19 protein-coding genes and 2 pseudogenes are annotated in these 23,764 nt (G+C 59.0%); 5 read left to right on the forward strand and 16 right to left on the reverse strand.

Annotated features, from left to right (window positions below; all coding sequences use genetic code 11):
* Positions 1-137: 137 nt before the first annotated feature.
* On the forward strand, positions 138-1,793 hold the full coding sequence (locus tag EB235_RS32740) for an MFS transporter (protein ID WP_027062888.1): 1,656 nt from the start codon (positions 138-140) through the stop codon (positions 1,791-1,793).
* A 939-nt stretch (positions 1,794-2,732) separates the two neighbouring features.
* On the opposite strand, the gene EB235_RS32745 is transcribed toward EB235_RS32740, so the two are convergent.
* The 4 genes from EB235_RS32745 to EB235_RS32760 form a co-directional block, all read right to left on the reverse strand.
* Positions 2,733-4,070, reverse strand: coding sequence for an amidase (locus tag EB235_RS32745; RefSeq protein WP_246741406.1), 1,338 nt, complete (start codon positions 4,068-4,070; stop codon positions 2,733-2,735).
* Positions 4,071-4,511: 441 nt separating this feature from the next.
* Positions 4,512-4,829 carry a hypothetical protein gene (locus tag EB235_RS32750; protein ID WP_027033309.1) on the reverse strand — a complete coding sequence of 106 codons (318 nt, stop codon included), beginning with the start codon at positions 4,827-4,829 and terminating at the stop codon, positions 4,512-4,514.
* 533 nt (positions 4,830-5,362) lie between these two features.
* Entirely contained in the window at positions 5,363-6,472 is a 1,110-nt protein-coding gene (locus EB235_RS32755; protein ID WP_027033308.1) for a porin, read from the reverse strand.
* Between the two features lie 382 nt (positions 6,473-6,854).
* A complete protein-coding gene (locus EB235_RS32760; protein ID WP_080680404.1) occupies positions 6,855-7,550 on the reverse strand; it encodes an antitoxin Xre/MbcA/ParS toxin-binding domain-containing protein in 696 nt (231 codons plus the stop codon).
* An 88-nt stretch (positions 7,551-7,638) separates the two neighbouring features.
* Between EB235_RS32760 and EB235_RS34970 the strand changes: the two are divergent.
* Positions 7,639-7,764 (forward strand): annotated as a pseudogene (locus EB235_RS34970) (IS5/IS1182 family transposase); the annotation flags it as partial.
* 58 nt (positions 7,765-7,822) lie between these two features.
* Here the strand turns inward: EB235_RS34970 and EB235_RS32765 are convergent.
* The 6 genes from EB235_RS32765 to EB235_RS32790 all read right to left on the reverse strand — a co-directional run bounded on the left by EB235_RS32765 (position 7,823) and on the right by EB235_RS32790 (position 14,774).
* Positions 7,823-9,226 (reverse strand): CapA family protein, encoded by a 1,404-nt coding sequence (locus EB235_RS32765; protein ID WP_027033307.1) that lies wholly within the window; start codon positions 9,224-9,226, stop codon positions 7,823-7,825.
* A gap of 93 nt (positions 9,227-9,319) precedes the next feature.
* Positions 9,320-10,351 carry an ABC transporter ATP-binding protein gene (locus EB235_RS32770; RefSeq protein ID WP_027033306.1) on the reverse strand — a complete coding sequence of 344 codons (1,032 nt, stop codon included), beginning with the start codon at positions 10,349-10,351 and terminating at the stop codon, positions 9,320-9,322.
* On the reverse strand, positions 10,348-11,355 hold the full coding sequence (locus tag EB235_RS32775) for an ABC transporter ATP-binding protein (RefSeq protein WP_027033305.1): 1,008 nt from the start codon (positions 11,353-11,355) through the stop codon (positions 10,348-10,350). Before EB235_RS32775 ends, EB235_RS32770 begins: the two co-directional genes overlap by 4 nt.
* 1 nt (position 11,356) lies before the next feature.
* On the reverse strand, positions 11,357-12,232 hold the full coding sequence (locus EB235_RS32780; RefSeq protein WP_027033304.1) for an ABC transporter permease: 876 nt from the start codon (positions 12,230-12,232) through the stop codon (positions 11,357-11,359).
* Between the two features lies 1 nt (position 12,233).
* Positions 12,234-13,175 (reverse strand): ABC transporter permease, encoded by a 942-nt coding sequence (locus EB235_RS32785; RefSeq protein ID WP_027033303.1) that lies wholly within the window; start codon positions 13,173-13,175, stop codon positions 12,234-12,236.
* Between the two features lie 6 nt (positions 13,176-13,181).
* Positions 13,182-14,774: an ABC transporter substrate-binding protein gene (locus EB235_RS32790; RefSeq protein ID WP_027033302.1), complete on the reverse strand. Its 1,593-nt coding sequence runs from the start codon at positions 14,772-14,774 to the stop codon at positions 13,182-13,184.
* Positions 14,775-15,336: 562 nt separating this feature from the next.
* Between EB235_RS32790 and EB235_RS34975 the strand changes: the two are divergent.
* The 3 genes and pseudogenes from EB235_RS34975 to EB235_RS32805 form a co-directional block, all read left to right on the forward strand.
* Positions 15,337-15,487 (forward strand): annotated as a pseudogene (locus EB235_RS34975) (transposase); the annotation flags it as partial.
* Between the two features lie 507 nt (positions 15,488-15,994).
* Positions 15,995-17,230, forward strand: coding sequence for an ATP-grasp domain-containing protein (locus EB235_RS32800; protein WP_033839212.1), 1,236 nt, complete (start codon positions 15,995-15,997; stop codon positions 17,228-17,230).
* Between the two features lie 230 nt (positions 17,231-17,460).
* Positions 17,461-17,877: a GNAT family N-acetyltransferase gene (locus tag EB235_RS32805; RefSeq protein ID WP_027033298.1), complete on the forward strand. Its 417-nt coding sequence runs from the start codon at positions 17,461-17,463 to the stop codon at positions 17,875-17,877.
* 434 nt (positions 17,878-18,311) lie between these two features.
* Here EB235_RS32805 and EB235_RS35220 read toward each other — a convergent pair whose 3' ends face one another.
* From EB235_RS35220 to EB235_RS32830, 6 genes are all read right to left on the reverse strand, one after another.
* On the reverse strand, positions 18,312-18,542 hold the full coding sequence (locus tag EB235_RS35220; RefSeq protein WP_342355840.1) for a M20/M25/M40 family metallo-hydrolase: 231 nt from the start codon (positions 18,540-18,542) through the stop codon (positions 18,312-18,314).
* Positions 18,484-18,702, reverse strand: coding sequence for a hypothetical protein (locus EB235_RS32810; RefSeq protein WP_169627230.1), 219 nt, complete (start codon positions 18,700-18,702; stop codon positions 18,484-18,486). Before EB235_RS32810 ends, EB235_RS35220 begins: the two co-directional genes overlap by 59 nt.
* Before the next feature lie 384 nt (positions 18,703-19,086).
* Complete coding sequence (locus EB235_RS32815) at positions 19,087-19,344, reverse strand: MmgE/PrpD family protein (protein WP_027033296.1); 258 nt, start codon at positions 19,342-19,344, stop codon at positions 19,087-19,089.
* Positions 19,345-19,664: 320 nt separating this feature from the next.
* Positions 19,665-21,002: an amidase gene (locus EB235_RS32820; protein WP_027033295.1), complete on the reverse strand. Its 1,338-nt coding sequence runs from the start codon at positions 21,000-21,002 to the stop codon at positions 19,665-19,667.
* Complete coding sequence (locus EB235_RS32825) at positions 20,995-21,213, reverse strand: hypothetical protein (RefSeq protein ID WP_033839217.1); 219 nt, start codon at positions 21,211-21,213, stop codon at positions 20,995-20,997. Before EB235_RS32825 ends, EB235_RS32820 begins: the two co-directional genes overlap by 8 nt.
* Before the next feature lie 817 nt (positions 21,214-22,030).
* On the reverse strand, positions 22,031-23,308 hold the full coding sequence (locus tag EB235_RS32830; protein ID WP_080680402.1) for an ATP-grasp domain-containing protein: 1,278 nt from the start codon (positions 23,306-23,308) through the stop codon (positions 22,031-22,033).
* Positions 23,309-23,764: the final 456 nt, after the last annotated feature.

Raw genomic sequence — 23,764 nt, forward strand, 5'->3', positions numbered from 1 at the left:
TGGATACTGCATTTGACGCAAGCCAGCAGTTGATCAATCTTGGACTGGAATGAAATTGCAAAATGGCGGCAGTTTGCGCCTGCACATCTTCCGCGCAGGCGAGTCTATACGTAAGACGAGAGGCGGCGCTCCGAAATATGCGCAGGATGGCGGGAGCAGACGAGGGCGCAGGTTCGCCGGCGACATTTGCGCCGCTTAGAAACCCGACCTTTCGTTCGATCTGGCTCGCCACCCAGGTGTCTTCTCTCGGCTGGTTGATGCAGACTGTCGCCATCAGCTGGTTGATGGCGACGATCTCGACTTCCGATCTGATGGTGGCGCTGGTGCAGGCTTCATCGAACTTGCCCGCTTTCATCTTGTCCGTGTTCGCTGGCGCTCTCGCCGACAATTACAGCCGTCGCGGGGTCATGTTCGCCGGCCGCTGCCTTATGGTGATAGCCTCTGTGGCGCTGGCCGCTTTTGTGGCGCTGGGCTTTGTCAGTCCGTGGATGATCCTCGGCTTCAGCTTTTTGATCGCATGCGGCGGCGCTCTCCACGATCCCGCCTGGCAAGCTTCGGTTGGCGATATCGTAGACCGCCGCGATGTTCCGGCTGCCGTGACCCTGCTCTCCGTCGGCTTCAACACTGTGCGGACCGTGGGCCCGGCGCTCGGCGGCATCGTGGTTGCCTCCTTCGGGCTTCTGGCGGCCTTCACAGTGACCACCCTCACCTATTTAGTCCCGCTAGGCACCGTATGGCGCTGCAAGTGGAAGGTTCGCTCTTCACCTCTCCCGCGTGAGTCGATGAAAACGGCGATTTATGACGGGCTGCGCTTCACGGCGATGTCATCTGAGATCAAGGCGGCGATCGCGCGCGGAACCATCTTTGGCCTGGCGAGCATCGCCATACTCGCACTGCTGCCGCTGGCTGTCCGCGATCATTTGGGGGGAGGACCGCTCGCCTATGGCACGCTGATGGCCGGTTTCGGGACAGGCGCCGTCTTCGCCGGCCTCGCCAACGGCACATTCAGACGGAGCTTATCGCAGGAACGGTTGATGAGGCTCGCGTGCGTCGCCTGCGCGGCATGCTCCCTTTCCCTGGCACTGACCTCTTCCATTGCGGTGGCGGCACTTGCACTCGCCTTGGGCGGCGCGGGCTGGGTCACCGCCTGGTCCGGCGTTGGCGTGAGCGTGCAGCTGGCGAGCCCGCGCTGGGTCGTGGGACGCACCATCTCGATCTACTATGCATTGATAGATGGCGGCATCGCTGCCGGAAGCTGGGTATGGGGCACGGTTTCCCAGAACCATTCCCTGACCTGGGCGCTGGAGGGCTCCGCTGGTGCTTTGTTGCTCGTCGCCGCAGCCGGCGTGCTGTTTCCTCTTCGCGAGCGCCGGGAGTCCGAGCCCGATCCTTTGGAGGAATTCGACGCCCCAGCTGTCGCTCTCAATTTGAAGCCGAGAAGCGGCCCGATCGTGGTCAAGGTCGAATATCTGATCCATGAAGAGAACGTCGAGGCTTTCCTGGACCTCATGCGCGAGCGCCGGCATGTGCAGACCCGCGTCGGTGCTCGGCAATGGACCCTGCAGCGCAATCTTCAGAAGCCTGTGCAGTGGATAGAAACATTCCGCACGCCGACCTGGACAGACTATCTTCGCCTGAACCATCGCCTCACGGAAGCAGACAAGGAACTGGACGAACGGGTCCTCCAAATACACAAAGGAGAGCTTCCACCTCAAATGACCCTTTTGATCGAGCGGCCAACAAGCCTTGCTCGGAAACCCGAGCAGTCGGCCCCTTATTTTCCCCACCGTTGACTTTACGGGTGTACTCCCCGTACTAGCGCTTGCACCAGATGGCGACCGATCGCGCTATGCTTTGCAGAAAGTGGTGATGGCGCGCCCAAAGAGCCGAGCAAGGCAACAGCTTCCCCGGACGCTGCAGGATTCGGGCGTCTTGAGATCAGCGACGGCGACGAGGATTGCCGCTCAGGGTTCCGATCTGCGAGAGCGTGTTCGATGTTATGGGCTGACGGGATGGAGAGGAGCGAGTCTTGTCAGTCTTGTTACCAGAACGAGCTGGCCGCTTCATGAGCTTTTTGCAAGCAGCGTGAGAATTCTGAGCGGCTGTCATGGCCGTTGCGGCATCTAATCCATCTCGCTTCTAGATGATAGCGAAGACCGACTGAATTTGACTTTGAGCCGCCCGTGGCCTCGGAGGAGGTGCGGCGTCTTTTAATTTCTCGCCGCTGCACAATCGATTGGCTGACTCAATGGCAAGGCGCCCCCGATCCTCAGCGTTTGAGCGGTCTCGCAAGGAGCGCCACCCCCTCGTCGGCGTCGACATATGCTCCGGATCTTATACCGCAACCGATAGCGTGGCGCGCGCGCGAATATCAATGGAACCAGCCGACAGCGTATCCATCGGATGAAGGATGCCTATGGGATCTCCCTGCTTCATTTTATCCAGCACCGAGCAGCGAGGTTCGAAGATTCCATCCGCGGGCGGTTTCAGCTCGTCAGACGAGAAGCGCCTCAAGTGTCTGGCTAGACTTCTATTCATTGCCATGACATCCGCCTGTGATAGGAAGGCGCGGGTCCCTCCCCTTTATTGCGACTGAAGACCGGAAGCGAAGCTTCCGCAATCCGCGCCTTTGGGGACAACAAGGTGCCCGTGCTCAGCCTGCAGCGTCGAGATCGAAGGTAAAGTGTGGAGTGTCGCTCCCCGCCCCCCGAAGGACGACGACAGTGGGCAAGTTACATATTTTTGGTTGAGAGCCGCGGACGCTTGTCCTTCCAAGGCTGCAGCTGTTCGAACGCCGCCGAGGCCTGCAACACGCCCAGATCGTCGAAACGTTTGCCGACGATCTGCAGTCCCACCGGTAGGCCTGCCGGAGTAAAGCCGCACGGGACGCTTGCAGCCGGGTTCCATGACATGTTGAACGGGTAGGAGAACTCCGCCCACATGATCCAGTCCCAAGCATGCGTCGGCCAATGATCGGGCATCAGCTTGTCGGCTTGGAAAGCGGCGACTGAAGCGGACGGTGTCAATAGCAAGTCCCAATCTTGGAACCAGCGATGGATGTTCGCGACGTAGGTCATCTTCCGATAGCGCATCTCCTGGTAGCGCGCGACGGAGACGTTCTCAGAGTGCTTAATGCAAGCGACGAGCCCAGGATCCATCTCCGCTTCCCATTTCGGGAGGTATTGTGCTAGGCCGGTCAGGTGCGCAGACCAGAAGAACCGGATCAGTTCCGGTCCGTCCTTCGCCCACGGGGTGGGTACTTCCTCGACAACTGCACCAAGTTCGGTAAAGCGTGCCGCGGCGGCCTTCACCAGTTCCGCGACTTCCGGATCGACACGGGCAAAACCCAGATCGGGGCTGTAGGCGATCCGCCTGCCCTTTATGCCTTCGTGCATGCGGCCCAGATAGCTGGCAGGCCCCGCCTCCAGCGTCGTATGATCGAGAGAATGCGGACCGGCCATGACTTCAGTCATCAGCGCGGCGTCGGCCACAGTTCGTGTCATAGGCCCGTTGTGGGTCGTCATGTCACTGCCGGGGACCGGATAGTTCGGAATACGCCCGAAACTTGGTTTCAATCCGTAGATGCCGCAGAAATGCGCGGGCATGCGGATCGATCCTGCGCCGTCGCTGCCTTGGTGCAGCGGACCGTAGCCTGCCGCAGCCGCAGCGCCTGCGCCAGCCGATGAAGCGCCGGCGTTGTAGCCGAGCTTCCACGGATTGCTCGTAATGCCGGTGAGTGGGCTGCGCGAGACGCCGGTCCAGCCCATCTCAGGCACGGTGGTCTTGCCGATGATGATCGCGCCCTCTGCGCGCAGGCGCTGGACGAGCGGCGCATCCTCGGTCGGCTGATGCCCGGCGTAGATCTTGCTGCCGTGCTGTGTCGGCATGTCCTTGGTGATCGAGTGATCTTTGATCGTGACAGGCACGCCGTGCAACCGTCCGATCCGCCCACCGCTCATCAGCGCGCCTTCCGCCTTTTTCGCCTCATCCATAGCGTGATCTGCCGCTAAGTAAGCGAAGGCGTTTATCTTGGGCTCCAGCTCAGTAATGCGAGCCAGTAGCGTGCGCATATACTCCACAGGCGAAATCTTTTTGCTTCTGACAAGTTCAGCCAGCTCTACGGCTGGTGTAAAGCCCATTGTCTCAGAGTTCATTAATCTCATCTCTCTGAATATTTATTGTTGAATCGGTACCTTCAACAAACCTCAAATATATCGTGGTGAAGGTTGCTCGGCTTTGCTTCCTTCTTACAGTTCGAAGAAAATCTCGATACCCGGCATCTGCTATTTCAAAACTATGGACCTTATGGGCATTCGACATGGCCATTTAGGTGTGTTCATTAATCAAGCTTAATCGCCACGCGGCTTGCGTCAAACGCAATTTGTATATTGTTGTCATCTAGAAGCCAGATGGGGCGCTGTCGACATTGCGACTGTCGAAGCCACATAAGCGAGAGCCCGCCACACGGACGAGGTTGAACAGAACCCGCCCGACATCGTCAAGCAGGTGCTTCAGGTGTGCGCCCGGTTAACGCGAGCCGCGAGGTTGTCATCCATCGAACGCGACGGCGGGACCACCGCCGCCGCCTCATAGGCGACGGCGATCCGCTTGACCGTGTGCCCGGCCCGGCCGGCTTCGTCGCGCCAGCGCTGCAGCAGCTTCAACAGTGCTGGCGCGTCGGCATCGAGCTTCTTGAGCGGCTGGCGCTTGAGACCCCGAACAAGCGCGGCGACCCGCCACTTCGCCTTGCTCATTTCGATGACGGCGATGATCGTGTTATCCTGTTTGAGAGCGGCAAGGGACCGGCTCGCGTCAAAAGATTGCGACATGGAGACGCTCCTTCTGCTGGATGTTCTTGGAGCGCCGAAGGATGCCACACCCTCGCCGCTCGCCCCATATCGTCTTCAGCCTCTTGCTCAACTGGCTGAGGCTTTTGTTTGCCTTCTTCCTGGCGTTGCTTGCAACCGCTCCGGCGTCACCGGTCCAGCCACGATCAACCTGACCCTCCGCAACTCAACCGCAATAGCCTCTGAAACGGGGCTCGCCTCATGCTCGACGCTCTAAAGCGCGTCTCGTCGAAACGCACTCATGCGACGCGCTTCAAGCCTTTGTTTCCATGCATGTCGTTTTCTCAAAACCGAAGCCACTTTTGAGCGACGTGCATTAGATTGAAGGGCGCCTTGGTCAAGGGCGCCCTTCGCATCGGCGGCAGGCTTCGATCCCGGAGGTGCGGACCTAAGCACTTTGGAAGGAGCCGCCGAAAGCCTTTTTGGGTATCCCGCTAAGCCAACCCCGGCTGGACGAGCGAGTCTAGCGCTCGCAATCTTATGCGACGAGCGCTATGATCCAATCCTTCGATCCGTCAGAACGACCGTTGGAAGCGGAGGATGCCGCCGACGGCGTTGCTCTTGCCGGCGGGGATGCCGGTCCAGTTGTAACCATTGCTGTCGTGGTCGTTATGAGCCCAGTCAACTTCGGCCGTGATCGTGAGACCCGGGACGATCTTGTAGGCGACGTTCGCCGCAAGGCCAAATTCTTTGGCCTCATCATATGACACCTGGAGGTTGAACGCAGTCTTCTCGTTGACGGTGTAGGTGCCGCCGCCCCAGATTGCCCAGTTGCCGCCCCACTGCTTGTAGAAGCCGCGGTCGCCGGCAGGGATCGCATAGGTAGGGTCGTTGAGATTGTCGTCCGTACCGTAGCCCGCCATAATGAATAGCGATAGCGCCTCGGTCGCTGTCACGTCCAAGCGAACCTTGCCGGCCACCTCTTCGTAGTTGCTGTCATAAGCAACGACGCCAGTGATGGCGCCCCAGCCCTGCGTATACTTCACGCCGCCAACGACATGCGGAACGTAGCTGTCGATCGTACCGACCACGCCAGAGCCTTCTTCGAGGGAGACCACGGCCGAGAAGCCGTTGCCGGCGTCGAAATAGTACTGGACGACGTTGGTGTCGAAATCCCCATAAGGAACCAGCGAATCGTTGATGACGTCTCCGGCGTAGCCGATGAACGTATCGAAGGCCGATTCGTCTTTACCGACACGCAGCCCGCCGAGTTGAATCCAGGCAAAGTTCAGGGAACTGCTGTTACTGCCGTCAGAGTAGTTGAATTTGGTTTCAGTGTAGGTCTTCAAGGTCCCGAGCTCTGTTTCCTGACCAGTCCAGGTCCTCAGCGAGAGGCGGGCCTTCTTGTGCCAGGTATCGTTGATGCTGCCGTCCTCATGGTCGACAGCACGACGTTCGTTGAACGAACCTTCCTGGCCAGCTGACGCGTCCCAGCGGACATAGCCACCGATGCGCAGGCAGGTTTCGGTGCCGGGGATGTAGAAGTAGCCAGCGCCGTAGACGTCGCAGATCTTGACGTATTCAGCGGGTTCCGGCTCGGCGACGGTGATGGCATCGGCCGCGCGTGCGCCGGTGACTGCGGCCAAGCCGGCAGCGGAGCCGAGAAGAAGGCTCTTGATATTCATTTTGATCTCCACTCAAAAGATTAAAAAAAGGGCCAGGGCATCTTCATTGCCGAAAGACAGCATCCCTCCCCATCCCCACGATCGAAAAAGTGCGCATCGCGCTGCTTCCTCGGAGTTTGACGCTATTCGTGATTGTGAATAATGCAAGGTATATGCTGAGCAGCGCAGATCTATGTATAACAACCGTTGCGATTATGTCACGTACAATCAGATATATACTGTACAATTCGTGCAAACTATACAAACAACACAGGCTGTACAGGTTGCACGAGATTGCAAAATAGATTGCTCAGGTGCGTAGTGGCGTGCGCGACCCGCAATTGGGCTTTCACAGGCTCGCAACGCGGTGCACTGATTTGCAGCTGGTTTCGTCAGCTGGACTTCATGTTGAGGAAAAGTCTCGTGCAGCACAGATGACTTCTGCAGCCAGATCTTGCCGGAGCATCTCTATGGGAATTCGGCCATCAAGCCGAGGTGAAGGGGAGGTCAGCCAAAGCCACGCCGGTCTGGGATTGGCGATCAAGGAGAGCACTTGTCGTATCCCTGGCGCTGGCCTGCCATCGATGAACTGAGCTAAGGGAAACACATGCTTGCGCGCGCCCTTCCGCAATGCGACCACGTCGTTGTGCCGTTGCCACCAATGCAATGTCGACCGCGGTATGCCGAAGTGTTCTTCCAGAAAGGTGGGCCCTGCAACCGCGCCTGCCCAGTCTTCAATGCGCAAGCTATTGCTTTGCTGATCAGGCCCTTTTAAAACTGCGGACCCATGCGCGCCTTTGGTTTGCGCTGTGAGCGGTGGCGTCTCGCGAGCGCTGGCATCGAAACGTCGCGCTGCTTCGGCTGCGAGCCCGTGAACAAACTTGGAGGCCAAGGCTGTCAAATCGTCATGAATCGCTTGTTCGCAATCCGAAAGCAAATCGGGAGCAGCGATATTGCCATTCCCCACGTGCGATGAGATTGAACTCCTTCCCTTCATAACCTCTTGGTGCTGAGCCAGAACGCGCTGGACCTCTTTTGCAACCAAGCTTGAAAGCTCGTCCTGGCGAGGTTCATTTGCAAAATCAGATGATTTTATCATGTGTGGCTCCCCCTGCCGCGTAAGAGTCCGGTTGATTGCCTGCGCGATCGAATTGCGATTTTGGGCTTATGGACAAGAGACGCGAGGCCGAGCCTTCGGCTGGCTCACACACAGGCGCCGCCTCGTGCGCGACCACGAACGACGCATCGACGTCTCCGAAGCCATGATCCACGCAGCCGTGGGCAGTCTTTTGATGCGCAGAATCAGCCATTGACCGACTCTGAGCGTTCGGAATAGAGGACAGAACTAGATGCCGCAGCCCAGCCGAGTAATCACGGCGAAGTCGGACTCAATCTGATCACTCCAACGTTGTTCTCGATGACGATCTCGGTCCCAAATGGCTTCGAGAGGTTCTTTAGGCGCTCCAGAATAGCTTTTGCTTGGGTTGTGGGGGCGAGCTGGGGGACGCCCCGGTTGGCAAACCTATTCGAAAAACCGAGCTCGATGGGATAAAGACGTAATTCAGCAAGGTGGTTCTGTTCGAAGCGGCTGACGGTGACAACACTCTCATAATACACTGGGGCCGAGAGCGCCGCATAGAACAGCCCTTCCCCAATCGGGTACCCTTTCGCCTCCTCGTCAACTGTCACCTCGGCATCTGTATCGACTCGTGGGTCTTTTCCGTAAGCTTCGAACATGTCCGCCCCGGCGGGCGTCCGGAGGTCGTCGTAAAAGAAATTCCCCAAGCTATAAAATATCGGGCGGCCCTTGTAGATCTCGATGCCTCGCAACAGATGCGGCCCGTGTCCGACGTATGCGTCCGCTCCGGCATCAATTATTTGGTGCGCAAACGATTGTTCGTAATCAGCCGGTTCCTGGCTCCACCCCCCAGGCTCGTGAGCGTGGTTCGTGACAATGCAGAAGTCGGAAAACTGCTTGCCCCGGCGAACGTTTCGTAGAATGTCGGCGACATCGCGCTGGTCTGCTTCGTAGCTGTAGCCGGCCTTGTTGCCTGTCTTATATGTTGCCCCACCGACCATGACCCGGCTTGGATCCGTTTCGCCCGCCTTGTAGCCTGGCAACGCATCACGTACCCGCCTCAAACTCTCAAGCATCTCCGGCGGCACGACGATGCTTTGGGCCAAACGAAGGGCATTAAGCCCTGGTCTGCCGGGAGCCTCGCCAGCGGGATCGCACGCTCGAGCCATAGGCGCGAACGTTGTAGCCAATGACACCAATGCCGCGCGACCGCGTGCGGTTTCCAAAAAGCGAGCGGCGCCAGCTTGTGCGAGATTCTCGCCCGCACCTGCATGGACGATACCGCTCTCATCCAGCACCCGGCTCGTCTCGCGCATGCCTTCAAGACCCCAGTCAAGTGTGTGGTTGTTCGCGCGACCGACGATGTTGAACCCCATCGCCTTCAAATCAGGTCCCAGTTCCGGTACGCTGATGTGATACGCACCGCCGTGCTCAGCCTCCGGACTTCCCTTGAACGATCGGATATCGAAGATCAGGGTTTCCATGTTGCCGAATGTAACATCGGCATTACAAAGAATCTTGACAATGTCGCCAAAGCCGGGATGGTGGCCATTAGTCAGCGCTCGCGAGACGATGAGGTCTCCAACTGCCACCATCGTGAAGCCGTCCGCAACGTTTGTTTCGGTTGAGCCGATCGCATCATAGCCGTCAGCCCGTCGCACCGGATAACGACCATTCTCGTGTAAATGTTTCTCCATAAATTTATCCTCTATCTCTCTACTTTCACTTGGCACGACCTCGGCTTCGTGTCGCGTGCGCTCGGTATGTTTGCTGGGGTGAATACGTATGCGCTATGCCATAGGGGTGAACGACGAATTGGTCGAGGCACGCGCTAGGTGCGGCATGCCTGTAGCCGGAGCGCGCACATGACAGGCCACGATGCGCCCGTCTGCCATCGGTACTAAGGGCGGCACTTCGATGCGGCACCGCTCGACCGCAAGCGGGCAGCGCGGATGGAACGCGCATCCGCTCGGAGGGTTGATCGGACTTGGCACCTCGCCCTCGACGGGCGCCTCCAGCCGAACCCGCGTCGGATCCGGCACCGGCGCTGCCGCGATCAGCGCCTCGGTGTAGGGATGGACCGGTTTCGCGAAGAGCGCCTCGCTCGGGGCGAGTTCCACGATCCGGCCCAGGTACATGACGGCAACGCGATGCGCGATATGCTCCACGACGCCGAGGTCATGCGAGATGAAGACGAAGGCAATGCCCATCTTCTGCTGGAGATCCAGAAGAAGGTTCAAGATCTGTGCCTGCACGGAGACGTCCAGAGCCGAGACCGCCTCGTCGGCGATGATCAGCGAGGGCTCAAGAGCCAGCGCTCGTGCAATGCCGAGCCGCTGGCGCTGACCGCCCGACAATTCGGATGGCAGCCTGTGCATCATCTCAGGCGACATTCCGACTTTTCGCAGAAGGTCCGCGGCAAGCGCCTGACGCTGCTTCCGGCTGAGGCGCTCAAAATTCTCGACCGGTTCGGTGATGATTTGCCCGGCCGTGAGGCGCGGATTCAGCGACGAGTAAGGATCCTGAAAGACCATCTGCATACGACGCCGCCAAGCGCGAAGCGCGTCCTTCTTGAGGCCAGCAATGTCGGTTCCTTCAATCAGCACGCGCCCGCCGGTAGGCTCCACAAGTCGCATCAAGAGCCGCGCCACGGTCGACTTGCCGCAGCCGGATTCCCCGACGATGCAAAGCGTCTCGCCCGCATCAACGGTGAAGGATACATCCTCCACCGCCCGGATCACTGGGATGGTCTTCTTCAGGTATCCCGCCCCAAGCGGATAATGCTTGGTCAGATTCTCGACTTTCAGCAAAGGATCGCTCATGCGCCCATCACCTCTTCGGCGCGCCAGCAAGCCGCGGCGTGGCCCGGCCTGACATCATCAAGAACGGGTGTCCTCTCGCGACAAATATCGATCGCGAACGGGCAGCGAGGCGCAAAACTGCACCCGACAATGGGCTCGCGAAGACTTGGGACAATGCCGGGAATTTCCGGAAGGCGGCGCTGTCGGCCGCGCCGCGGATCAGGTACCGAGCGCATGAGGCCCTGGGTGTAGGGATGCGCGGGACGCGCAAACAAATCGATGACGTTGGCCTGCTCTACGATTCGGCCAGCATACATAACAATCACGCGTTGGCATGTCTCGGCCACAACGCCCAGATCATGTGTGATGAACATCACTGCCGTTCCCATGCGCTCTTTCAGATCGAGGATGAGCCGCAAAATCTGCGCCTGAATAGTGACGTCAAGCGCCGTGGTCGGCTCGTCGGCGATCAACAGTTCCGGCGAGCAGGCAAGGGCCATTGCGATCATGGCGCGCTGACGCATGCCGCCCGACATTTCATGCGGATAGTTGTTGACGCGACGCTCGGGGTCCGCGATGCGAACCAGACGAAGCATCTCTTCGGCCTTTGCCATCGCCACCGAGCGGGGGCCTTTCGTGTGGATCTGGACCACCTCGGCGATCTGGTGGCCGACCGTATAGACCGGGTTCAGGCTCGTCATCGGCTCCTGGAAGATCATGGCGATCTGGTCGCCGCGGATCTTTCGCATCTCCCGATGGGACAACTCGAGAAGATCGCGTCCGTGAAAGCGGATCTCGCCGGCGACAGTCCTGGCTGTCAGCTTCGGCAGCAGGCGAAGGATGGAGAGAGCGGTGACGCTCTTCCCGCATCCGGATTCGCCGACGACGCCGAGCGTTTCGCCTTTTTTCACCTGGAAGCTGATGCCGCCCAGGGCACGTGTGACGCTCTCTTCGCCGTAAAAGTGCGTTTCCAGATTTCGGACATCGAGAAGCACATCGTTCCCTGCGGTTTGATGTATCCGCATGTTAGCGCCTCCGTTTGGCGCGGGGGTCGAACAGGTCGCGCAGGCCGTCGCCGAGCAGGTTGACGGCAAGGACCGTGACGGCAAGGCAGATACCGGGGGCGAAGATTGTCAATGGCGCGATGGCGAGGTACAAGCGCGAATTGGCGATCATGTTGCCCCAACTTGGAATCTCGGGCGGCACGCCCGCGCCGAGGAAGCTCAGTGCCGCCTCCGTCATAATCGCACTGGCGCAGACAGTGGCACCCTGGACCATTAGCGCCGGAATGGTGCTCGGGAGGATATGTCGCCACAGCACCCTCGGCAGGCGCGCGCCGCCGCAGAGCGCGGCCTCCACATAGGGACGCTCGCGAACACCCAGAACCACCGAACGAACCAGCCGCGCGACGGTTGGCGTCTCGGGGATCGCGATGGCGATGATGAGGATGCCGATCCCGGGGCCTGTCAGAGAAATGAGCGCAATCGCTAGCAGAATCGTCGGGATCGACATCAGGCCGTCCATGACCCTCATGACGACGTTGTCGAAGCTACGGCTGTAGCCGGCGATGATTCCGATCAGGAGCCCGGTCATGGCCGCGCACGCCGCCGACATCAATCCGACCATGAGTGAGATTCGGGCGCCGAACACCGTCCGCGCAAACACATCCCGGCCCAGATTGTCGCTCCCAAGCCACATTTCGGCGGAAGGCGGCTGGAGGCGCTTGAACGGATCCATGTTCACCGGATTCCCGGCGTAAAGTGGGGCAGCGAGCGCCAGGATGATCAGAAGCGCCAACAGACCGCCGCCTGCAATGACCAGCGGATGACGCTTTGCCAAACGGGGAAGGTCAGATATTCGCAGGCGGCCCGTAGGGACGTATTCAACTGATAAAATCGTCATATCAGTACCGGATACGGGGATCGATTAAGGTGTAAGCCAGATCGACTGTGAGGTTGATTAGGACATACAGACCCGAAGTCAGGATGAGCACACTCTGAATGATGGGGTAGTCTCGGTTGTTGATCGCATCGACGACCAGACGACCGATACCGGGTATGTTGAACACCGTTTCCGTGAGGACGACTCCGCCGATCAGATAGGCGAAGCTTATGCCGATGACGGTCAGGATCGGGACGCCGGCATTCCTCAAGGCATGGTGGAAGAGGATGGCATAGGACGAAGCGCCCTTGGCGGCGGCCGTTCGCATATAGTCTTCCGACAGAACCTCAAGCATGCTGGCCCGCGTAACCCGGGCGATGAATGCAATGTAGCCAATGCCTAATGCCACGGTGGGCAGGATCAGGTGTACAAACCAAGGCCCGAGGCCACCATCGATCGGCGCATATCCCTGGACCGGTAGCCAGTGTGTCCTGATCGCGAAGAAGTATATGAGAAAATAGCCGATGACAAAGACCGGGACGGAATAACCAAGTGCCGAAAAGGCCGCGAGGAAGCGGTCGACGAGCCCGCCCGTTCGCCACGAGGCAAGGATGCCGAAAGAGACTCCGACCATGACCGAAAGGATCATCGTCAGGATTGACAGCGAAAGGGTCGGTTCAAGCCGCTGCGAGATCAGCTCGAGAACCGGTCGCCCGGCAAAGATCGAGGTCCCGAAATCTCCACCGAGCATGTCGCGCACCCAACGTATGAACTGAACCGGCATAGGATCATTCAGGCCCATTTTTTCGCGGATGCCGGCGATCATCTCCGCCGTGGCCAACCTACCGGCGATCATGGCCGCCGGGTCGCCCGGCGCCAGCCTGAGAAGCAGGAAAACGAATACCCCGACCATCGCCATAACGGCGATGGTCGACACCATTCTGCGAAGGATATAGGCGGCCATCGTGTCTCAGGCCTTCTGCATATTCCATATCGGGATGAGCTCCGGCATGCTGATGAGGTCCGTGAGGGTCTGGCGGCGCGCGATTGGGGTGACATATTGACCCAACAGAACCTCGGGGACATAGTCCCACCATATCCGCTGCATCTTGCGGGCCAGGGCCTTGCGCTCTTCAAGCGTTTCGACATCTGCCCATTTGACCCGGAGAGTTTCATATTCGTCGTTCTGCGGCCAGCCGAACCAACCTTTTTCGCCATTCATGGATAGGGTGACTGCGGTAACGACATTGCCGCGGATCCATTCAGCTTCGGACGACATGAAGAGGCTCCAGCCGCCGTCCTCAACGGGGCCCTTGTTCGCGCGGCGCGCGACAAGCCCGCCCCAGTCGCTCGGCGCAAGTTCGGCATTGATCCCAATCTTCTGCAGCGCCGCCACCAGTATCTGCGAGGCATTGTCGGCTTCGCGCCAGTCAGTCGGATCGAGAATGACGACCTTCTCGCCGGCATATCCGGCCTCCTTGAACAGTTGCCTGGCCTTTTCCGGGTCGCCGCCTGTCTTGTGCCATCCTGTATTTTCGTCGTTGGACGCTGGCGTTTCGTTTCCAAACATCGAAGTGACGGATCGGAAGTATTTTGGGTCACCGAAAGCGGCGCGCATAATTGCCTCCTGATCGACCAGGTGCAGCAGCGCTTGGCGCGCCTTGACGTTGTCGAACGGCTTTTGCAGACAGTTTATACGCAGGAACATATCTTGGCCCGTCTTGTCCAGAACCTGCAGTTCAAGGTTGGGATCGCTCTCAATCACCGGGAAAAGATCGACTGGCGGCGTCCCAACGAAATCAATCTCACCTGCTTGCAAGGCCGCCAACGCAGTCTGCTGATTGCCAATATTCTCCCAGATGACGCGATCGACCTTCGCGACCTTCCCGCCGGCCAATCCGTCGGCAGGTTCGTTACGTGGCACGTATTTGTCACTGCGATCGTAGGTAAAGCTGGCGCCCGGCTTCGCAAGAGCCTGATTGAACTTAAAGGGCCCCGATCCGATGTTCGCAGTCACCTGCTCCGTGGGGGAAAGGTTCGCGTCTTTCTCGCGCATGATGAATGGGCCTTGGAAACCCAGGAGGTCGAGTAGAATCCCCAGCGGTTCCTGAAGCGCGATCGTGAAGGTCTTGTCGTCCTTTTTCGAGATATCCCTGGCCCGCGCCATGAGCAATTGCCCGCCGGGAGCCACCTGGCCCCACCGACGGATTGAGGCCACACAGTCCGCCGCGGTGACGGGGGAGCCGTCGTGCCAGCCCAAGCCATCTCTGAGCTCGAACGTGTAGGTCTTCTTGTCGTCGGAAACGTTCCACTTGCTCACCATCTGCGGCTGCGGCATAAACTTGGAATCAGCGCCGAACAACGTGTCGTAAATCGCTAAGCAATGGTTGAAGGTGACGCTAGCCGTCGTAACGACCGGATCGAACACACTGAGGTCACCCATGACCATCCGGACCGTCCGCGCTGCGGTTGGCGCGGTCTGCGCCCGCAGGACCGATGGGATCGACATAGCCGTACCGGCGGCCAAACCCGCCTTTATGATTTCGCGTCGAGTGATTATCATGTTTCATTCCCCTCTTAAGTTATTGGCGCAACGATCCGCGCCTATCTGCTGGATGGAGCGGTTTTCCGCAGTTCGACGTTGTCGATCGGATCCTCGTCGGGCGCCTGCCGTAACTTTGATCCCGGCCTCGGCGCAGAACGACGTCACATTAGGTTCAATGGTCACCTTTCAGCCGTCACCACAGTCGATCAACGTTCGCATCTTGTCCGAGGATCACGCCGAAGCCCGTCGGGCTACGGATGACCGCACGCCGACGGCAACTAGCCAACATTGATGCGCCTGTTCACCAAATAAGCTCATCGTCTCCTCCGATTTGCGGTTGTTTTCTATTTGGTTTGTCGGTGGATTTTCAGTTGCCGATAGGCTTGGGTCAAATTCAGTGTGTGTATCGAGGTCATCTGGTTTTTAGATAGCCGCAGGCCCGCCATGAGGCCGGAATTTCGCTCGGGGTATCGCCCGGTCTGTATTACATCCGTTCGCGCGGCCACAGCCGCTTTACGGAGAGGATGCGGGCGCCCGGCCTGCGCGCTGCGATGCGGAAACGCTCCAGCTTGGCGTCGCCCAATTCGACACGCTGCGTTTGCGCATCATCAAGATCCGCTGCGCGGGTGATCGAGATGAAGACGCAAATCCGCCTGCACCTGCCGACATCCTGCCCCGACCAACGCATCCTGCGCATCGTCCTCGATCGCATTCCGCGGCTCGCGACATAACGATGGGGCGCAGACGCCCGAAACGAATCCGCCGACCGCAACCTGCAAACCACTTGCCATCACGACGGATCATCGCCGGCGCCTGACGAGGATCGCGGAAAAGCGCCCAACAGCGACCACATCGCCGCTTCAGGCCGCCAAAACCTCATCGCCGTGCATCAAGGCGGCTAGCTTAACGAAGGGTTTTAAGTTTGACATGACCGAGCTTGCCGATCTCACGTCCCCAATGTGAGTCCCGGGCAGGCTCCATTGCCAAAGGGATGGCGGCTGCGCGCCGGAGCAGGCCAGGCCTTGCTCCCTCCGAAATTCATCAAGACGCTTCGTACCACATCCCCAAACTACATGTGGCAAAAGGTCCTTTAAACTATTTTACAGAATCTTCACGACCGCAGATCGCTGACAATGGTACCTTCACCGCAACGTCTGAAGTCACGCACAGCTAACAAAAGCTGATGCCAATTTATGCACGGACTGCCGCACAGAACCCAAGGTCGGAGTCAACAGCCAATGGCAAGAAGCGCGCTCATCTTGGTTGAAGGCCACAGGAGTATCAGTCTGCTATACGTGAAAGCGGCTCAGTGTCTTGGCCTTCATCCAATTACCCTGTCGGCTGATCCAGCTCAGTACGACTATCTTGCGGCGGAAGGAATTGAGGCGATCCGTGTCGATACAGACAATCTCGATGCGCTGATCCACGAATGTTCTCGGCTGCGTGCGACGTATGAGATTGCTGGCATTACTGGCTTTGCCGGCGACGACGAGTCGGTCTCTGCGACAGTCGGCAAGCTCTGCCGGCATTTCGATCTACCGGGACCGAACCCCGCATCGATTGAACGATGCTGCGACAAATTCACTCAACGTCAGCTCCTTTCGGAGGCCGGCGTTCCGATACCTGCTTATCGCCTGGCAGCGAATGCGACGGAGGTGGAAAGCTGTGCCGCCGAGATCGGCCTGCCGGTAGTTCTTAAGCCAGCCGTAGGTAGCGGCAGCATCGGTGTCCGATTGTGCCGCAGCGTCGAAGAGGTAGCCGAACATACGACCTATCTGTTGGACGGGAAGCACACATGGCAGTCTTCGCCGAAGATACTGGTCGAAGAGTTCGCACAAGGTCCTTATTATTGCACTCTTGTAATGGGAAATGAGGTCCTTGGGATTGGCGCCGCTGATTTCGGCCCCCTGCCGCATTTCGTCTTCCTGCGGAGCATCTTCCCGGCCCCTGTGACTGATGACGAGCATAGGCGTATCGCCGATGTTTCGCTGAGCTGTTTGCGAGCTCTCGGCCTTGGCTGGGGGCCAACGAACATTGAACTCCGTTGGACGAGGCGTGGCCCAGTCGTCATTGAAGTCAACCCGCGTCTTGTGGGTGGGACCGGACCTCGGCTGGCTCAAGCGGCTCACGGTATCGATCTCGTCACCGAGCACATCAAGCTTGTGATCGGCGACGAATGGGATTTGCGCAGAAGGCATTCGCACATTGCGGCCGCGCGGTTCCTACTTGTTGATCGCGATGGGATCCTCGACTGGATCGATGGCGACAGTCGGGCGGCTGCTTTACCAGGTGTCGCCGAGGTCAAATTCTATGTTGAACCCAAGACGCCGATCATCAGGAAAGGCGACTACCGAGACTGTATCGGACATGTCGTCGCCGTTTCACCCAGTCTTGCTCAGACCGAGATCGCACTTCAGCGTGCCGTCGACTCGATCAGTTGGTCGATCACACCATTTCCGACCCTTGGCGAATAGGAACAATATGTGGCCCTTACCTCTGCGCAGCGGCGCTAGGTAAGAGGTTATAGTCGTCGCGGTACGACCGACTGGTGGAGCTTCGATCAGTTCGCAGCCAAACCCCGTTCGGGGCACCTTCCCGACGAGCAAAAGTGATGAACCACCAAAGCAACTGCTGATGTTACTATGATTGCACAGAATAGGATGCAATTCAATTTATACTTGAGACGTTTCTGAAAGGAGATGGTGTGCCCGAGCCCCCTAAAATCCTTTACGCTAGCGAGCCGGACCTCGATGCCGCTGAGTTCTGCCGAGTGTTGGTGGAATCCGGCTTCGGGGGAGGCCATGGAGAGCTGCGGCTGAAGGCGATGCTTAGCCATGCCGATCTAGTGCTGACGGCGCGGCTCGACCGGCGCGACCGGAAACTGGTCGGAGTTCTCCGCGGCGTCACCGACTTCTTTTGGGTCTGCTATATCTCCGAGCTCGCCGTCTCGAAATCGGCGCAAGGGCTTGGCATCGGCAAGGGCCTGGTTGGCGACGCGCGCCGGCAGCTCGGACCTGTCGTCGCAATGGCGTTGATTTCCGAGCCCGACGCTGTAGGCTTCTATGAAAGGATCGGCATGACGCGCATACCAGCCGCGTTCTGGTTTTCGCGTGAGTGTTAGCCTGAAAAATTCACGGCGGGTTGGCGGATGTGGTTCAAGCCATTGAAATGACCTAGGGTTTGGTTGGTAAGGCCGATCCGAATCATTTCCGGAGACCACACCCGCCATGAATGGTCTTACGCTGCCACTGAGCGGCTTGTCATCTGTCGGCGGCAATTCCGTCGTAGCCCGTTTCGACGGCGGCATGCTGTGGTCAGACAGTGGCGTTCTGTCTCCTAGCGAGGCTCGCGGAAAAGCACCCAACAGCTGCCACATCGCCGTTTCAGGCCGCCAAAACCTCATCGCCGTCGATCTTGAGCCTTCGGGCGACGTCATAGCCCGAAACCAAGCCTGCAAGGCGCCACGGAGTTCCGGCTGTGCGTCCGATCGGTAATGTTTACCCAGGTGGTGCGGATGACGCTCGCTTCAATCGGCCAGAACCGTCTCGATCAGGTTCACCCAATACCCGATGCCGTAGGGAAGGCTTCGTCGTTGAAATCATATGCCGGGTGGTGCACTGAAGCCGTCGGTCCATTCCCAAGGAAAACGAGAGCGCACGGCCGCGCCTCAAGCATGTAGGGGAGTTCCTTCCCTCCCATGCTTGGTCTCAACTTATCGTTCACGGCTTCAGACCCGACGATGCTGCATGCCGCCTTGACCGCCAATTTTGTCGTGTCGACGACCACGGCACAGGCCGGCCCAGTTTACCGACACATGGAGTTCGCGCGGCAATGCCTTTGGCCTGGACGTCCAGTTGATTTCGACCACCGACGCTTGGGCCAGTTCTCCGTGGTAGGGCCGAATGCGCGCAAGCTGATCGAACGCGTTGTCGACCGCTTCGATCACTTCAAAGCTTAGATCTGGTCCTCGGTGGTCGCGTACAATCTCGCCTTCACCCCGTCTCAGACCGGGCTGACGCCACTGATCGGGCCGTGCTCAGGGTACGCCGGCGAGTGCCGGGCGATAACCTATGCTCGCGTCACCGCGGCAAGTACTCGGGCGCGCCACCTGACGAAGACGAAGAACGCCCTGACCGCCCTGCCAAAGGCCGACGGCGTCCACCGACACGGACGGTGCGCATGGTGATGGATGATCTCCGCATCTTCGATCCGATCTTCTGCGGATAACATCACCTCCATCATAGCCTGGCGATCTACGACACGCTGTTCGCAAGCGAAGCTTATGACCCAGCCGCAAATGGTGGGGAAGTAGCTGCGGCAACCCCATAGCCTACCCAGCGCCCAGTGGCATATGTATCGATTGTTTCCGCAGGCCGAGAGCTTGCCACACGCAGGGCGATTTGTATCCGAGCGCGATTGCAGCCATTGTCTCAGAGGTCGACGCCCACTCCCAGGCGGCGGGAATAACGCCTGCGCCGGCGTGGCCCTCCGCGCCGCGGTGACCTTCGTCGATATCCAGCGCTCTCGCTGCAGCGCTATTTGCCATCGCGGCGCCGACGACACTAGAGTGTTCGTCTATCAACCACATGGTTACGGAACCTTCGCCGTAAGCATCCAGTGCTGGACCTTATGGCTGCATTGGCCAACGGTGATCGCAGGCTCGCAGCGGCAGCGCACAATGAGCGCGGCAATTCCACAAGTTGCAAGACAACCGTTAAGCCGGCTCACAGCGTAGGCGCCGCCAAATGATGTGATCACAAATTGGTCATGCCCCAAATTGGGTCAGCAAACGAATGCCAGACCGGCGAGCGCATCGCCCGAAAGGAATTGGTGACGTGAATTGTCTTCAGTCTTGTCTGGATACTCCGCTCATTTGCCAAAGTGCTTGAACGAACTGCCTCGCAGCGGTCAGGATCTACACGCCCTGCATACATTCTCGAGAATGAGGGCGATCCCGAAGAGCTGGGAATCGGAGCCGGGCGATCCAACAATCTGCACAGCGACGGGTAGGCCGCCGCTCGGCGAGGCGACCGGCAACACTAGTGCCGGCGCACCTACCAGATTGAAGAAAGAAGTGAACAGCGTCAGCGCGTTGCCAAGCGGAATAGTCTGCCCCGCAATGTCTACGTCGACGGTCCCGACCTGCGGCGCCATGATCGGACACGCCGGCGTCAGCAGGACATCAAACATCTGCATGGCCTGCGCAAACGCTCGCCTGTAAGTTCCCAGCATGCGCTTACACTGGATGTAGCTTTCTGCAGATAGGAACTGCCCCAACACCATGCCGCCGCGCATGTCAGCACCGAATCGATCGCGGGCGCGGGCGCGATTGGGGCCGTGATAGGTAAGTGTCTCGGCGAGCTGAATTGTCAGCGAGACCGTGCGGGCTACGGACTGGTCTGGGAGTTCGATCGCGCCAAACATTGCCCCCAAACGTCGCATGTGCCCCTTCGTCGCGAGGAACGCGTCTTGCACCGGCTCCTCGCATTTTTCCTCGAAGCCCTCGACCAGCGCAACCCTCAGCGCCGCACTGGGTTGCGTCGCCGGCGGGAGCTTCGCGATGTGCCTGACGACAAGCTCCAGGTCCTCAACTGATGTCGCGAGTACGCCCGCATGGTCCAACGACCAGCAATAGGGGATGACGCCATCGAGACTGATCAGGCCATAGCTCGGTTTGTACCCGGCGATGCCGCAGAGCGCGGCCGGAACGCGAACCGAGCCGCCGGTATCCGTGCCGAGCGCGAACGGCACGATGCCGGCCGCCACGGCCGCTGCGGAGCCGCTGCTCGAGCCGCCAGCGAGCCTTGTCTCGTCATGGGGGTTGACGACCGTTCCGGCCCAGCGGTTCTCGCCGGTCGCGCCATAGGCGAATTCGTGGAGGTTCGTTTTCCCGATCAGGGCCGCCCCCGCCGCGTCGAGCATGCAAATGGCTGCCGCCGACGTGTCCGGCACATTGTTCTCTAGCACCCTGCTGCCACCGGTGGTTCGGATGCCGCGCGTTTCGAACATGTCCTTCGCGGCGTAAGGAATTCCGTCAAGCGGGCCTAGGACGCGGCCCGCCCTTCGGCGTGCATCGGACTTCCCTGCTTGTTTTAGCGCGTGGTCAGCGGCCACCGTAATGAAGCTGCGCAACGAGGAATTGGTCCGTTCGGCCGCAGCGATGCATTCTCTGACAATCTCCACCGCGGACCGGTTGCCGCCCTCGAGTGCGGCGACGATCGTCTTGATTGACCTTGAATCAGTCATGACCAGAGTGTGATGCTTGCGCTACGCCGTCCGGCGCGATATGACCCAGGTCCCTGGCGACGATACTGCGCAAATCCGAGAGCAAGCTCTCGAAGCTGGAGACGATCCCGAAAGGAGACGTCGCCAACTGCTCAAGATCGCCGTCAACCCATTGGTTGCCAAGAAACTCGGCGTTGATGGACTTCAAGGTCTCCAGACGCGGTTTTGCCATCGTTCCTCTCTCACACCACGGCAAGGTCGTGACCCACATCATACCGACATCGATCGCCCGCTTGAGTTGCGGCGCCTCTGGGAAGGGCTGACCAACCGGCTGCCCGGTGTGGTAGCCGACGGAGAATGACCTCCTCGGCTGCCGTGGACTGCCTCGCACGTGAGGCCGGCCCTGATCGCCGCCAGCGCCGGCCGGCGGCGCCGCCACGGCGGTCTAATAGCCCCACACTTGCCGGTCACGTCGCCGATGATTTGCAGATTGTAGCTCATCGGCGACGCGAACCAGCGGGCGTTGTCGTCCGGAAGCGACGCGGCTTTGCGCGTGTCGGCCGCCATAGCCGCAAGCGCGACCTTGGGGCCTTTTCATTTCGGTCCTACTTCTGGTAATGAAACGCTACGGTGTTTCGCTCAGTTGCTCGAACTAAGGTGCGGAGCATCATGGGGCATTTCCTCTGTGCTTTCTCCACGGTCGATGTGATGCCGATGGGCATTTAGTACCTAAATCACCTTGCCGCCTTTTGATCTGAACCAGAGCAACACCCCACCTTGGGCAATCTGGGCAGGGATTGCGTTGCGCTGGCAACACACGACCGCATCGAAGCCCGATGAGCTTAAACCTAGTGGCCGGAAGCGCCAACGCGAGCGATCAGTCGGACGTCACGACCGCCGTATATTCGCCGACGCTCGCCGCATAAGCGCCGCCTCATTCCGCGGATCAAGCGCCACCTCCGGGATTCTGCACGGGCAGCTGAGGTATCACCATCGACCTGTGTCTCTCTCCTGCTCTCAATTGAACCAAGTTCGGCGAACATCATTCCCTAATCAGGCCTTACGTGCGCCGGTGCAGCGGAGGAAGGGACGCAGTTACCTGAGGCCGGAAAAGGTGCGATCGACCAACTTATTAAGTCGACGGCATGCTGAAGTATAGCCGCAGTCTGAGCACGGCCGGGTGAAGTGGCAATGACATGTCCGATGCGGTCTCGGAAGTCGCCCTTCCTGACGATCGGCGTCTTGGGTTTAATGTACAATTTCACCTCGGCGACACCTGGTACAGCAGCGGCCCGACCGTCGCCATGGATCCAATCGAGTACGCCATCGCGATCTGCATCCAGGCACTGCGAGGCCGCAATGTGCGAATGCCTTCTGCGCAAATCCCATGCGTCGCCGATGACAAGTTTGATGTGCTCCGTGATGAGATCGATTCCGTAAGCCGCTTGAACCAGCCGAGGACTGGTTCCACCCGCAAGGCGCGGATTGACTTCAATGACGACTGGGCCCCGCTTCGTCCACCGGAGTTCAACTGTGGTTGGCCCCCAGCCAAGACCGAGAGCTCGCAAACAGCTCAGCGAAACATCTGCGATACGCCTATGCTCGTCACCAGTCAGCGGGGCCGGGCAGGTCAAATGACGGAAGACAAAATACGGTGGAGGGCCGAAGTCGCCGGCCTCAATTCCAATGACCTCATTTCCCATTATGTCAACGCCATAGAATGGCCCTCGTGCGAATTCTTCGATGAGTATCCTCGGCGAAGACCGCCATATGTGTTTCCCGTTCAACAGATAGGCCGTATGTTCGGCCAGCTCATCGATGTTGCGGCACAATCGGACTCCGCTGCTGCCGCTACCTACGGCTGGCTTAAGAACCACCGGCAGGCCGATCTCTGCGGCAGCGCATTCTACGTCTATCGCATTCGCCGCCAACCGATAAGCAGGTATTGGAACGCCGGCCTTCTCGAGGAGCTGACGTTGCGTGAATTTGTCGCAGCATCGTTCAATCGATGCGGGGTTCGGTCCCGGTAGATCGAAATGCCGGCAGAGCTTGCCGATTGTCGCAGAGACCGACTCGTCGGAGCCCGTAAAGCCAGTAATGCCAGCAATGTCATACGTCGCACCCAGCCGAGAACATTCGTGGATCAGCGCAGAGAGATTGTCTGTATCGACATGAATTGCCTCAATGCCTTCCGCCGCAAGATAGTCGTACTGAGTTGGATCAGCCGACAGGGTAATTGGATGAACACCAAGACACTGAGCCGCTTTCACGTATAGGAGACCAATACTCCTATGACCTTCAACTAGGATGAGCGCTCTTCTTGCCATTGGCTGTTGTCTCCGACCTTGGGTGCTGTGCGGCAGTCCGAGCTAGATCGGCATCAGCTTTAGCAGTGCCTGATCTCAGACGTTGTGGTGAACGTACCATCGTCAGCGATTTCCGGTCGCAAAGATTTCGTAAACTTATTTTAAGGCTCTGTTGCAACGTTCTGATTTGCCGGCGTGTGGCACGGACCGTCGGCCAATTTCCGGGGGGTGTGATGTTCAAGGAATGCCACTTTAATCAGTCAGTCATCCTACTTTGCGTAAGCCGGTGCCTGACCGTATCTAGTGCGACTGGTCTAGCCTCTCATGTTCCCTGTCCAGGTTGAAATCGCCGCATGGAACACCGGCGAAACGATAGTGGCCGCCCGCATCAACCGGATGTTCTCAACCGAAAGGCGCGCCTCAAAATGGCCCGGGCCTATCCAGAGCCGGTGCGCTTTGCTACCATCCATTTTTTCC

Source organism: Mesorhizobium loti R88b, assembly GCF_013170845.1.
GTDB classification, from domain to species: Bacteria; Pseudomonadota; Alphaproteobacteria; order Rhizobiales; family Rhizobiaceae; genus Mesorhizobium; species Mesorhizobium loti_B.